Source organism: Limnospira fusiformis SAG 85.79, assembly GCF_012516315.1.
Lineage (GTDB): Bacteria > Cyanobacteriota > Cyanobacteriia > Cyanobacteriales > Microcoleaceae > Limnospira > Limnospira fusiformis.
In genome coordinates this window covers 1,412,146-1,425,675 of sequence record NZ_CP051185.1, presented here as the reverse complement: position 1 = coordinate 1,425,675, position 13,530 = coordinate 1,412,146, and the positions used below count along the sequence as shown (strand labels likewise).

Here is a 13,530-nt window from a genome sequence, read left to right as displayed (position 1 = left end):
AGCAATGGCAATCAGTAATTATAATCTAAACCAACAGGGATGCGATCGCATTGGAAAAGATCTGGCTATGGGAGTTTCATGGTAAAGAATAAACCCTATACTAGATAGGAAAGTGTTGAGATTATCCTGTTATTGCTATGCTTAAAGCTCTGCTGGGCGATCCTAATGCCCGGAAAATCAAAAAATATCAGCCTGTAGTGACGGATGTTAATATCCTAGAGGAAGATGTGCGATCGCTCTCCGATGAAGGTCTAAAGGCAAAGACGGGGGAGTTTAAGGAGATGTTGGCGAAAGCCAAAAACCGGGAGGAAAGGGAACAAATCCTGGAGGAAATTTTACCGTTAGCGTTTGCTGTAGTCAGGGAGGCTTCCCGACGGGTGTTAGGAATGCGGCACTTTGATGTTCAGGTGCTGGGGGGTATGATTTTACATAAGGGGGAAATCGCGGAGATGAAAACGGGGGAAGGAAAAACCCTGGTTTCGACCCTCCCGGCTTATCTAAATGGGTTATCAGGTCACGGGGTGCATATTATCACGGTTAATGATTATTTAGCGCGTCGTGATGCTGAGTGGATGGGACAGGTACACCGTTTTCTGGGGTTGAGTGTGGGATTAATCCAGCAGGGAATGGGTCCAGAGGAACGGAAAAAGAACTATAGCTGTGATATTACCTACGCAACTAACAGTGAGGTTGGGTTTGACTATTTGCGGGATAATATGGCGACCTCTATGGAAGAGGTGGTGCAGCGTCCTTTCAATTATTGCATTATTGACGAAGTGGACTCGGTGCTAATTGATGAGGCGCGCACTCCGTTGATTATCTCTGGTCAGGTAGAACGTCCTAGTGAGAAGTATATGAGGGCGGCGGAGGTGGCGAAGGCGCTACAGAAGGATAAGGAACATTATGAGGTGGACGAAAAGGCGCGTAATGTTCTGCTGACGGATGAGGGTTTTGCGGCGGCGGAAGAGTTTTTGGGGGTTAAGGATTTATATGATCCTAATGACCCTTGGGCGCATTTTGTGTTTAATGCGTTGAAAGCAAAAGAATTGTTTATCAAGGATGTTAATTATATCGTTCGGGATGATGAAGTCGTTATTGTAGACGAGTTCACGGGACGGGTAATGCAGGGTCGGCGTTGGAGTGATGGCTTACATCAGGCGATCGAGGCTAAGGAAGGTGTGGAAATTCAGCCGGAAACCCAAACTTTGGCGACAATTACTTATCAAAATTTCTTTTTGCTATATCCCAAATTGTCGGGGATGACGGGGACGGCGAAAACTGAGGAGGCGGAAATTGAGAAGATTTATAATTTGCAGGTGACGGTAGTTCCGACTAACCGACCGACGGCTCGTGCGGATTTGTCGGATATGGTTTATAAAACTGAGCAGGGGAAATGGCTGGCGATCGCTACTGAATGCGCGCAAATGCACAATATGGGTAGACCTGTATTGGTGGGAACTACCAGTGTGGAAAAATCGGAGTTGCTTTCTGGTTTGTTATCACAGCAGGAGGTTCCCCATAATCTTTTGAATGCGAAGCCGGAAAATGTGGAAAGGGAATCAGAAATTGTGGCGCAGGCTGGTCGCAAAGGGGCTGTAACTATTGCTACTAACATGGCGGGGCGAGGAACTGATATTATCCTGGGGGGTAATGCTGATTATATGGCGCGGTTGAAGTTACGGGAGTATTTTATGCCCCGAATTGTGAAACCGCAAGATGAGCGAGAATTGGCTATCCCTCAAATCGGAGGGGGTCCCCGTCGTAATAAGCCCCAGGGTTTTGCTGCTGCTGATAAGCCGAAGGTTTGGAAGGTGGCGGCGGGAATTTTTCCCACGGAGTTGTCGGTAGAGACTCAAGAGAAACTGCGATCGGCGGTAGATTTTGCGGTGTCGGTTTATGGGGAACGTAGTGTTCCTGAACTTATGGCTGAGGATATCCTAGCTGTAGCCTCGGAAAAAGCTCCCACTACTGATGTGGTGGTTCAGCGGATACGGGAGGTTTATCAGGCTATTGTGGCTGAGTATGAGGTGTTTACTCATGAGGAACATGATGAGGTGGTGTCCCTGGGAGGATTGCACGTTATCGGTACAGAACGCCATGAGTCCCGTCGGGTAGATAACCAGTTGCGGGGAAGGGCTGGTCGTCAGGGAGACCCGGGTTCGACTCGCTTCTTTTTGAGTCTGGAAGATAATTTGCTACGGATTTTTGGTGGTGAACGGGTGGCGGCGATGATGACGGCTTTTCAGGTGGAGGAGGATTTACCTATTGAGTCGAAGTTGTTGACGCGATCGCTGGAAAATGCCCAGAAAAAGGTAGAAACTTATTATTATGATATCCGTAAGCAGGTGTTCGAGTACGACGAGGTAATGAATAATCAGCGTCGGGCTATTTATGCGGAACGCCGCCGGGTATTGGAAGGTCAGGATCTCAAGGAACAGGTGATTAAGTATGGCGAAAAGACGATGGATGATATCGTCGAGGCTTATATTAACCCGGATCTGCCTTCGGAAGAGTGGGATCTTGAGACTTTGGTGGCTAAGGTGAAGGAGTTTGTTTATTTGCTGAAGGATCTGACTTCTGAACAGTTGTTTGATATGACGGTTGAGGAGATTAAGACTTTCTTGTATGAACAACTGCGTAATGCCTATGATATTAAGGAGGCTCAGGTAAATCAGATTCGCCCTGGACTGATGCGTGATGCGGAAAGGTTTTTTATTCTCCAACAGATTGATACTCTGTGGCGGGAACATTTGCAGCAAATGGATGCTTTGCGGGAGTCTGTGGGTCTGCGAGGCTATGGTCAGAAAGACCCGCTGGTGGAGTATAAACGGGAGGGTTACGAACTTTTCCTGGATATGATGACGGATATTCGCCGGAATGTGATTTACTCGATGTTCCAGTTTCAGCCTCAGCCTGCGGTGGCTTAATTGGGAAATGCTCTTGACAATCTCGGAAAATAGTATATATTGGTTGTCAAGTGTGAGGAGTAAGGTTTGAAGGAAGAGGTACTTGGGGTCGAAACTCGGCCAGACTCCCAAGTGCCTTTTCCGTTTTTATAGTCAAATTCGGGGATGTTTTAGCCAGTTTCGCAAGTTACCCCACCAGAGACGGGGATGGTCGCTGGATTTGATTTGAGAATTAGCCATAGACAGCAGCAGGGGAACACCTCCAACCCGCGCCGCCATCAGAACATGAAGGGCGATCGCCACAATCATAATTGCCCAAGCTAACAGGTGGATATTATACGACAAATGGTGTGTTTCCCCTACCCTCAGCCAGTTTTCGTCCTGGAATTTCCCAGAAATGACGGCTAGTGCTAGGGCTAATAAGGCTATGGTGTTGGTGATTCGATGGAGGGTGTACCACCAGATTGGCTGTGTGGTCCGTTTGAGTTGGGCTAGGGTGTCAGGTTGGATGAGGCGTTTTTTCCCCCGACGTAGGCTGTAGTAGGTGAAGGCTAAGGCCATAAAAAATAGGAAAAATCCCCAGGTTCCATGGATGTCGATCAGGTTGCTATCTTCCGGGATTAACCAGAGAGTCCCGAAACGGCGATCGTAGCTTTCGTAAACGAGATAGCCAGTGATAATACATCCAAATACTAAAAGGCTATTCAAGCCGTGTAATAGGCGAAATAGCAAGGGCTGGTAGGGTTTGGAAGCGCTCATAATTAGGTCTTTTTGAGTTTCTTTATCAATAGTATAGCAGGGTTTTAGGATAACTTGCACAATGGGTATAATTATCCTTTGTTCTCCGTGTGATTTGGGCGAGAAAAGGAGTAATCTATAATGAGAAAGGCTATTACAATAGGGTAAATTCTGTGGTTGTCTCAAACCATGAAGTTTCGATTAATTTGAGGGTTAATCCTAAGCTATGGCAGGATTTCCAGCAACGTTGTGCGACCTATCAAATGTCCCCTGAACAGGTGTTAGTTGGGTTAATCAAAATTTATCTGGCACCTCTGGATCATCAGGTAGCGATCGCCTTTTCCTCTGGTTCAGATGGGAGAATGGATCTCGATATCAAACAAATTATTGAAGATTATTTGCAACAAAATCTGGAACCCCAAATTCGGGACATATTGCCGAATTATATAGACTCAAAAGCGAGCGATCGCGCTTCTGCACCACCGCCGCCAGCATCCCCGGCTGGTAAGTTATCAAATAAGTTATCAAAACCCTCGCCACCATCATCACGCCAACCATCACCTAAAGAAGTTGATTCTCGCTTAAAAACCGGCAAAGAATTAGCGCAAATTTTGGGAGTTTCCGCCCCATATATTACCACTTTAAACCGCCTAGGAGAACTACATAAACGGGGATGGCAAGATTCTGGTCAAAGGCGAGGAAAAACCATCTTATATGAACCCATATCGCCGCCTTAATTTTTACCCATAAATGGATAGGATTGTAGTCCCCATAGTCGCCATTCACCCCCAGCCTAGTTGGGGCGCAAACTTGTCTGACTATCAAGAGGAGAAGTGTGGAAGAATGAAAAGACAGCAGCCAGAAACAGTCCCCAGACCGAAATCAAGCATCTTTATAGTATAATCCAAGTTACAGCCTGTTCAGAAATCATCTGATCACCTCTCAAAGTCCCTCTCCCTTTCTGGGATCCAGATTTAGGGTGAGGGCAATGTATTAAGCGACTGGTGAACAAGCTGTATAACTTAGACAGACACAGACCATATCAAAGAAAAATCCATAAGAATGCTGTCAGAAATTACCTTAGAAAACTTTTTTAGTTTCCGAAAACCCACAACCATCAAGCTGAATCCTGGTGTGAATATTCTCCTAGGTATTAATGGTAGTGGCAAATCCAACTTGTTAAAGGCGATCGCTTTACTGTATGAGATTATTGCCGGGAATGGATTGGAAAAGACTTTTTTAAAAAAGTGGAGTGGCTTTGATGCCGTGGCCAATTTTAATGAGGACACCAAAGACTATATAAAACTCGGCTTTGAATTTAGCAAAGATGCAATTCACCAAAATCACAATAGAAGAGGATTCCAATTTAAAACTAATCCCATTTACGAACTCACAATCTTTAAAGCGGGGTCAACTTCATATTACTTGAAAGAAAAGCTATATTGCCGAAGTGATGATCAAGATGATTTTATCTTCATGGACATGAATAATGCCCAGGGAGTTATTTCCACTCGGGAAGAAGGAAAAGTGGGTTTTCAGAGATATCCCCAAGAAAGTCAACAGGTCAATTTTAAATCCACAGAACCCGTTTTAAGTCAGATTTCAGACCCGGAGAGATTTTATCCTATTTTCACCTTAAAAAGAGCTTTAGAAGAGGTAGCTGTCTATTATTATTTTGATACCACCTTTGAAAGTGTCATCAGACAACCTTCCAGCTATGGTACTGAAAGAAAATTGTCCCATGATGGACAAAACCTGATGACGATTATTAACAACATCAGAAATAACAATTCTCTCTGGTATGCTGAAATCGAGCAAGCCATCAAGAAAATTAACCCACATTTTAAAGACATCAATTTTAATTTTTTGGGTTCTAAATTATACTTAGTCCTTCGTGAAGATTATCTGGCTAAGTCAGTTTCTATGGAACATATCTCAGATGGAACCCTCCGCTATCTTTTGCTATTATCCATATTATTTAACCCTGAACGAGGTAACTTAGTCTGTATTGATGAGCCGGAAACAAATCTTCATCCCGACATGATTAATACCATCACAGATGCACTCAAGCAAGCATCGAAAAATACGCAAATAATCGTAACGACTCATTCACCATTGCTGCTAAATTCATTCGATATTGAGGATGTATTAATATTTGAAAAAAACCAGAAAAATGAGACAGAGGTAAATTTTAAGTCATCAGATGAGTTTGAGGACTGGCTTGATAATTTTCTGGTCGGTCAAGCATGGCTGCAAGGTCTTATAGGCGGTAAAAGATGGTAGATATTCCGTTGATATACATAAATTTGAATTACATAGAGTTAGCCAATCATAGCCATCCATTCATGTCTGTAATATACCCAAAATTCAGACAAATCATGAAATGAAGGCGGTGAGACATGATATATATTACGATTTATATAGAAGTAGTTAAAGCACAAAATAAGGCGATTTTAACTGTTCATAAGCTGTTGATGTTTATAAATTAATCGGATTACTAGACTTAAAAACTATCATGGAAGATTTCGATGAAGCTAAATGGTTGCTTGCTTATATCGATTCTCATCAGGATGAGTAACAGAATAGCCACTTTCCAAGTTATTGGGTAAGGTGATAGGTTTAGGGGGTCTGACACTGGAGCGATCGCCTATAGTAACTATGGGGTTGACCCTTTCCTGAACCATTGGGGTGGGTATGAATAATATAGTAGTGCGATCGCTATTTATGGGAAAATCTTAGGTAATCCATATAAAAATTAGACCATGAAAACTGTTGATTGGATTGTAGTTGGTGCGGGAATTGCTGGTGCTTCCCTCAGTTATGAATTAGCCAAAACCGGATTTTCCGTGATGTTAATAGATCAGTTTCCGACCCCAGAAAATGCTACGCGCTACAGTTATGGGGGACTAGCTTATTGGGGGGGTTATAATGATTTAACCTATGAATTGTGTCAACAGGGACGGAAACGCCATCAGGTTTTATCAGAGGAGTTAGGGGTTGATACACAGTTGCGGGAAGTCGATCTGGTGTTAACAGTCCCCAGAGATACTCACCCGGAAGCTATAGCCGCTAATTATCCCCCTTTTGTGACTCCTCCTAGGTGGGTGGATACTCAAACCGCTTGCGAATTAGAACCCCTACTAAACCCGGAAGAAATAGCTGGTGCGTTTACGGTGCGCCATGGTCACATTTTACCAGAGGCTCTAAACCAGGGATATATACATGGTTTCCAACGGTTAGGGGGAACTGTCAAAATTGGCATAGTTTCTGATTTAATCAGAGTGGGAAATCGGATAACTGGTGTGATTGCAGATGGGGAAAATTTATCGGCTGCTAATGTGGTGGTTTGTGCGGGTGGTATGAGTAGGGAACTGTTAAAAGCAGCGGGAATTAAAGTAAAAATACACTTTACTCATACGGAGGTTTTAGAAACCGATAAATTGCCGCCAAAATTGAGAACTGTAGTGATGTCGGCGACTATGCCCAGATTTAGGCTGGAAGCGATCGCTACTCAGCCGGAACTAGAAGAGTTGTGGGATGACCCCTATCAGGAATTAGCACCATTTATTATAGACCCTAGTGCTGTACAATTGTTAGATGGTCGTTTGAGAATCGGGCAACCTTCGCGAACTTTGAGTAATCCCAACGCGGTGATTAATCAGGCGGAAAGTGAGGCAACTATCCGAGAGGCGATCGCCAAAATTTTACCGAGTTTAGCCGATTTGCCAGCCACTTGGCATCACTGTTTAGTCGCCTTTAGCGGGGATGGTTTACCCCTGATAGGTGCGGTGCCGAATTGGTCAGGAATCCATATATTTTCAGGCTTTAGTAATCCCTTGGTATTTGTGCCACCCTTAGCCCAGCGCTATGGGGAGTATCTAGCTGGAAAAGCCGATTCTATATTTGAGCAATTATCTCCCAGTAGATTATATGTTTAAATATCGTGATACTAATGGGGTTTAATGGCTGTCAACAAATGTAGCCGGGAGGATGCTTTGGTCTAGCCCAGAGGGAAACACATTAACGAACATTAACAAAAATTAAGTGTTCAGTGTCAAGATTTAACTAGCAAGGGTTCAGTTTTATGGCAGAATAAGTGTAGTCCCAATGGGTGAGCGTTGGATCATTTTTATGGCTAAGTTTGTTTTTATTACAGGTGGGGTCGTCTCCAGTATCGGTAAGGGAATTGTGGCCGCGAGTTTAGGGCGTTTGCTAAAATCCCGTAACTATTCGGTCTCCATCCTCAAGTTAGATCCCTATATTAACGTCGATCCGGGAACTATGAGTCCGTTTCAGCATGGGGAGGTGTTTGTTACCCAAGATGGGGCAGAAACTGATTTAGACTTGGGACATTATGAAAGATTTACTGACACTTCTATGTCCCGGCTCAATAGTGTGACAGCGGGGGCGATTTATCAAGCTGTAATCAATAAAGAGAGACGGGGAGACTATCAAGGGGGAACAGTCCAGGTGATCCCCCATATTACCAATGAGTGTAAGGAACGTATCCATAGGGTAGCCCAGAATACTCATTCAGATGTGGTAATTACAGAGGTGGGTGGAACCGTGGGGGATATCGAGTCTTTACCCTTTTTGGAGGCGATCCGACAATTTCGGAAAGATGTGGGCCGAAAAAATGTGGTCTATCTCCATGTTACCTTAATGCCTTTTATTAGTGCGGCGGGGGAGATGAAAACTAAGCCGACTCAACATTCGGTCAAGGAATTGCGATCAATTGGTATTCAACCAGATATTCTGGTTTGTAGATGCGATCGCCCTTTACCTATGGGGATAAAAGAGAAGATCTCCGAGTTTTGCGATGTAGAGGTAGAGAGTGTGATTACAGCCCAAGATGCTGATAGCATTTACGAAGTACCCCTAATTTTGGAAAAAGAAGGACTCGCCCAGCAAACCTTGGAACTTCTACAATTAGAACAGCGACAGCCAGATCTGAGTTCTTGGCAAACTCTTGTCGATCGCCTCTATCATACCCAAAGGGGTGGATTGGCGACTATGGAACCCACCCCCGTGGAAATTGCGATCGTCGGTAAATACATCCAGTTAAGCGATGCTTACCTATCCGTAGTAGAAGCCGTGCGCCATGCAGCAATTGATGTGGGAACCGAAGTCAATCTCAGATGGGTAAATTCAGAAGACCTACAAACTGATGATGTACAATCAGCCCTGAAAGAAGTTCACGGTATTATTGTACCGGGGGGATTTGGGGTCAGGGGAATTGATGGTAAAATTGCGGCGATTCGTTATGCCAGAGAACATCAAATCCCGTTTTTAGGTCTATGCTTAGGGATGCAATGTTCTATTATCGAATGGGCGCGTTATTGTGCGGGACTAGCAAACGCAGATAGTGCCGAATTTGATCCCAACACCCCTAACCCGGTAATTAACTTATTACCAGAACAGCAGGATGTTGTCGATCTTGGTGGAACTATGCGTTTAGGGTTATATCCTTGTAGGTTAAAGCCTGATACCCTCGCCTCCAAACTGTACGATCAGGAAGTGGTTTATGAACGCCACCGACATCGGTATGAGTTTAATAATGCCTATCGAAGTCTATTTTTGGAAACCGGTTATATGATCAGTGGTACATCTCCAGATGGTCGCTTGGTAGAAATTATTGAATTTCCCGAGCATCCATTTTTCATTGCTACCCAATTCCATCCTGAGTTTCAATCTCGACCTAATACTCCCCACCCCCTGTTCAAAGGGTTAATTCAAGCCGCTTGTCATTTATTAAAGAAAGACAAGACAACCACCTTGGGGTCAGAAAGTAAACCTCCGGCGGTAGTCAATAATTCCGCTGATAAGTCCTAGCAATTACCGCCCACCAATTGAATTTTATCAGTTGGTTGGGGCTGGATTTTGGTAATCTATAATGCTGCATTTTTCCTAAGACTAATTATGGCAAGAATCACAGATTTGAGGTAATCTTGTGGCGCACTGGATTAAATTGATATATGAAAGAGAAACCTATATTATCGATCTCCATAGCATCGGTGCATTTTGTTTTGGCTTAAATCATCGCCTAACCTTTTGGTTAAAAGACGGTAACTATCCTATTGTAATTAATCCAAAAACTCACCCAGAAACCTATCAAATTATTCTCGATTACATCAAAACACAAACAGCAGAAAGTCCAGAAACAGGGTTTTGGATTAAGTTTAATTATGACCGCAATGAATATATAATTGATTTGAGTCGTATCCAAGTATTTAGCTGTGATGGTACTCAGCGGATTGTATTTTGGTTGGCGAATACCCGTGAACAGGTAGTGATTAATCGCCACAGCAACCCGGGTACTTATCAAAGAATTCAAGATTATATTTATAAAACTACCGGCTATTCAATGCCATAAATCGCTAACTATAAAAAAAAGATTAAAACTTATCGGTTTTGGTGTATAGGTGTCCTACAGTGTAAAACGGCAATCGACTTTTCGGGGAAAGATTCCTGAAAAGAAATGATATCTTGAATAATTCCAAAATGCAGAAGTTAACTGATCAGGATTTATGGCGAAATTATGTTAATGGTCAACGAGATTTTGTAAAGATTGAAATAGTGAGAGCAAATTTATTTGAGGTAGATTTGCGAAATATTCAACTGCTAGCAAGTCGATTAATTAAAGTATATATGCCCTATGCTAATTTAAGTTATGCTAATTTGAGCAATACAGAGATTATTGAGAGTGAATTTGGGGATGTGAAGCTGAAGGAGGGTAATTTATCTGATGCTTGCCTATCCCATAGTAATTTTTATCGAGCTAATCTGCGCTATAGTAACTTACAGAGGGCTCAATTGTCTGATGTCAATTTACAAGCGGCGGACTTGTATAATGCGGATTTACAAGATGCTTATCTAGTCAATGTTGACCTACAGGGTGCTAACCTGGAAGGAGCCCAGATAGAAAAGGCTATATTTATTGGTTGTAACCTGTTTCGGGCTAAGGGAGTTAATCTATCTCCTGAACAATGCGATCGCACTATTGGTCCCAATGGGTTTATGTAAAGATAGTCAGATTTCATCTGACCAAGGCTCGGAATAATTTATAATCAAATGAGCGTCAAAATTCCGATCGCCATAGTATCCAGTGTCAGAGCCATTTAAAACTTACTTATCCTTTCCCCGGCTGTTAGAGGGAAATAGCCCAGACCTAGACTGGGAAGCCACTTTAGGGGATTTACCCACTTATCATTTTGGGCTCAAATCAGATAGCCTGGTGTCAGAAGTAGTCCGACAATTTCAGCGTCACGCTTTACTACCTGGGGTATTAATTTGGGAAGACATAGAATCGGAGGAACCCCAATTAGTGGGGCTACTTTCCCGACGACAATTATTAGAGTTTTTCATCCGACCTCAAGGGGGGGAAATGTTGTCAAGTCAACCCTTGGGAGTTTGTTATAGCTATGGGGGTTTCCCGATGCTGGTTTTACCGGAAACGATGACGATTTTAGAAGCGGCGCGCTATGCTAGAAGGCGATCGCCAGAACTAATTGCCGAACCAATTGTTGTAGCTCATCGAGGAAATCCAGCCATCCCCTATTCTATTTTAAATATTGACGATCTCAATATTGCCCATTGGCAAATTAGAGGTATTGAAACCCAAGTGCGTTATGAACGCACCCAGATCCAAATGATTCAGAGTGAAAAAATGAGTAACCTAGGGCGCTTGGTAGATGGTGTCGCCCACGAAATCTTAGATCCGGTGGGATTTATTTGGGGTAATCTTACCCATTTAAACGAATACGCCCAAGGGTTAATGGAGTTATTATCAGCTTATGAGAAGCATTTTCCCCAAGTGCCGCCAGAGATTGAAGCTAAACAGGAGGAGATAGACTTAGACTTTGTGCGATCGGATTTACCGCGAGTAGTTGCTAGTATTAGTGGAGGGGCCGATCGCCTAAATCGATTAGCCACCAGCTTACAGAACTTCTGCCATATTGATAATGTCCACCCCAAGCCAGCAGATTTGCAGGGGTCTTTGGATGGTATTGTCTTGTTAATCCAAAGCCAAATCAAAGGGGAAATCGAAATTATTAGGCACTACGGTCAAGTTCCGCCGATTTCCTGCTATATTGGACAGTTAAATCAGGTGTTTATGAATATTCTCACCAATGCGGTTAGCGCTCTGATTGATCGGGCGGTGAGACAGGACTGGGTAGAAGAGTTTGGGCCAGTGCATCGGGTTCAAAGAAGCGATCGCCCCCGAATTGAAATTACCATCAAGGTTAGTGCCATGACAGACGACCAAGGAGATACCCCCAGGGGGGAGTCAAATCAGGAGTCCTGGGTTTTAATTAAAATAAGTGATAATGGTCTGGGGATGTCATCGTCGCAGTTGAAAAAAATCCTGGAGTCATTCTCGGCTCATCGTCGCGCTGACAAAGAAACCAGTTTAGGGTTAAGCTATCAAATTGTCACCGCCAAACACGGAGGCAAGCTAAATCTGCGATCGCAACTGGGTGTAGGCACAGAATTTGAAATTTGGCTCCCCCTAACCTAAATCTAAATTAAACCCCCTTTGATCACCTGTAACCATCATGCTCTGGACATCAATTTTTAGCCATTTCACAAGTCGCCATTTCCGCCTAATGAGGCAATTAGGGGGGTTACTACTGACCCTCCCCCTGTGGTTAAGTCTGGCGGGTGTGCGCCAAGCAGCATTCGCCCAAGCCCTATTACCTTACACTCTGCAAGTAGACTCAGAACATTTACAACAAACCGGAGATGGTTTAATTGAAGAAGCCGCCCAACTCACGCGATTTCAGCAATACCAACTCGCCCTACCCAGGGCTGAATTAGCGACCCAATTAGCACCCAAAAACTATCAAACCTGGGCTTTATTAGGTAGCCTTTACGTCCAGGTTGATCGCATAGAAGCCGGAATCGAAGCCCTAAACAGAGCCCAAGCCTTAGCCCCTGACAACCCAGCAATTAGGTTTGTCTTAGGGGATGCTTACTTTCGCAAAGGAGAGTATCAGAGGTCTGTGGAGGAAATCGAACAGGGTTTAAGAATCAATCCTAACGTTCCCGGAGCCTTGTTTGATTTAGGTAATGCCTATTTTCAACTGGGAAAATTCGACGAAGCGATCGCCAAATACAAAGAAGCCTATAACCTGGAAAGACTCCTCTGGCCAGCAATTAATAATATTGGTTTAGTGGAATACGAACTCGGTAAAACCGATTCAGCAGTGCAGCGTTGGGAAGAGGCTTTTGCCATTGATGAAACCGCCGCCGAGCCATTGTTAGCCATTGCAGTAGCCCTTTATCGACAGGGCGACACAGAAAGGGCTTTAACCTTGGGAGAACAAGCCCTGCAACTAGATAGTCGTTATGCAGAGCTTGAATTTCTCCGAGAAAATCTCTGGGGCGATCGCCTCATGGAGGATGCTCGGACTTTTTTTTCCACACCTCGGATGCAGCAAACCATCAGCCGACTCTAAGGATAGCATAGCTAATCCTTGGGGAGTAGGGACTTAATTTTATTGACAAATTCTTGATGATCAATGACAGGTTTGGAAATATAGTCGTCAGCGCCACTTTCCGCCAAAAAATCTTCGCGATCGCCCGCCATAGCGTGGGCGGTCACTAGAATAATTGGTAACTTAGCTGTATCTGGATCAGCCTTGAGCAACTGGGTAATTTTAATCCCATCGATTGCTTTACCCAGATACACACTGCGAGCCAATGACACATCCATCAAAATCAGGTCAGCCTCTTTAGTGCGAGCTATCTGCATTACTTCGTCTACGTTTTCAGTGTGCTTAACCGCTAATCCCCCTCGTTTGCTCAAAATTTTGGCAAAAACGCGGGCATTAACCGGATCGTCTTCTACAATCAGAACGGTCTTCATCAGAGTCTCCGCTGGACA

General features: G+C 43.9%; 12 protein-coding genes. 9 read left to right on the top strand and 3 right to left on the bottom strand.

Features of this window, described 5'->3' with window-relative positions:
- Positions 1-137: 137 nt before the first annotated feature.
- The gene (gene secA / locus HFV01_RS06830) at positions 138-2,927 is read left to right on the top strand and encodes a preprotein translocase subunit SecA (RefSeq protein WP_006624357.1); all 2,790 of its coding nucleotides are present in this window, start codon (positions 138-140) and stop codon (positions 2,925-2,927) included.
- A 132-nt stretch (positions 2,928-3,059) separates the two neighbouring features.
- Here secA and HFV01_RS06825 read toward each other — a convergent pair whose 3' ends face one another.
- Entirely contained in the window at positions 3,060-3,725 is a 666-nt protein-coding gene (locus HFV01_RS06825) for a cytochrome b/b6 domain-containing protein (RefSeq protein ID WP_318286195.1), read from the bottom strand.
- A 92-nt stretch (positions 3,726-3,817) separates the two neighbouring features.
- On the opposite strand from HFV01_RS06825, the gene HFV01_RS06820 reads away from it, so the two are divergent.
- A complete protein-coding gene (locus HFV01_RS06820; RefSeq protein WP_006624355.1) occupies positions 3,818-4,381 on the top strand; it encodes a hypothetical protein in 564 nt (187 codons plus the stop codon).
- Between the two features lie 325 nt (positions 4,382-4,706).
- Positions 4,707-5,927 carry an AAA family ATPase gene (locus HFV01_RS06815; protein WP_006624354.1) on the top strand — a complete coding sequence of 407 codons (1,221 nt, stop codon included), beginning with the start codon at positions 4,707-4,709 and terminating at the stop codon, positions 5,925-5,927.
- A 251-nt stretch (positions 5,928-6,178) separates the two neighbouring features.
- On the opposite strand, the gene HFV01_RS06810 is transcribed toward HFV01_RS06815, so the two are convergent.
- The gene (locus HFV01_RS06810; RefSeq protein WP_006624353.1) at positions 6,179-6,328 is read right to left on the bottom strand and encodes a hypothetical protein; all 150 of its coding nucleotides are present in this window, start codon (positions 6,326-6,328) and stop codon (positions 6,179-6,181) included.
- Positions 6,329-6,406: 78 nt separating this feature from the next.
- Between HFV01_RS06810 and HFV01_RS06805 the strand changes: the two genes are divergently transcribed.
- From HFV01_RS06805 to HFV01_RS06780, 6 genes are all read left to right on the top strand, one after another.
- Entirely contained in the window at positions 6,407-7,582 is a 1,176-nt protein-coding gene (locus tag HFV01_RS06805; RefSeq protein ID WP_006624352.1) for an NAD(P)/FAD-dependent oxidoreductase, read from the top strand.
- Positions 7,583-7,775: 193 nt separating this feature from the next.
- Positions 7,776-9,476 (top strand): CTP synthase, encoded by a 1,701-nt coding sequence (gene pyrG / locus HFV01_RS06800; protein ID WP_035760109.1) that lies wholly within the window; start codon positions 7,776-7,778, stop codon positions 9,474-9,476.
- Between the two features lie 118 nt (positions 9,477-9,594).
- Entirely contained in the window at positions 9,595-10,017 is a 423-nt protein-coding gene (locus tag HFV01_RS06795) for a hypothetical protein (protein ID WP_006624350.1), read from the top strand.
- Positions 10,018-10,145: 128 nt separating this feature from the next.
- Positions 10,146-10,667: a pentapeptide repeat-containing protein gene (locus HFV01_RS06790; protein ID WP_006624349.1), complete on the top strand. Its 522-nt coding sequence runs from the start codon at positions 10,146-10,148 to the stop codon at positions 10,665-10,667.
- 82 nt (positions 10,668-10,749) lie between these two features.
- Positions 10,750-12,162 carry a sensor histidine kinase gene (locus HFV01_RS06785; RefSeq protein WP_006624348.1) on the top strand — a complete coding sequence of 471 codons (1,413 nt, stop codon included), beginning with the start codon at positions 10,750-10,752 and terminating at the stop codon, positions 12,160-12,162.
- Between the two features lie 88 nt (positions 12,163-12,250).
- Positions 12,251-13,102: a tetratricopeptide repeat protein gene (locus HFV01_RS06780; RefSeq protein WP_006668443.1), complete on the top strand. Its 852-nt coding sequence runs from the start codon at positions 12,251-12,253 to the stop codon at positions 13,100-13,102.
- An 11-nt stretch (positions 13,103-13,113) separates the two neighbouring features.
- Here the strand turns inward: HFV01_RS06780 and HFV01_RS06775 are convergent, their stop codons facing one another.
- Positions 13,114-13,512: a response regulator gene (locus tag HFV01_RS06775; protein ID WP_193520933.1), complete on the bottom strand. Its 399-nt coding sequence runs from the start codon at positions 13,510-13,512 to the stop codon at positions 13,114-13,116.
- Between the last annotated feature and the right edge of the window lie 18 nt (positions 13,513-13,530).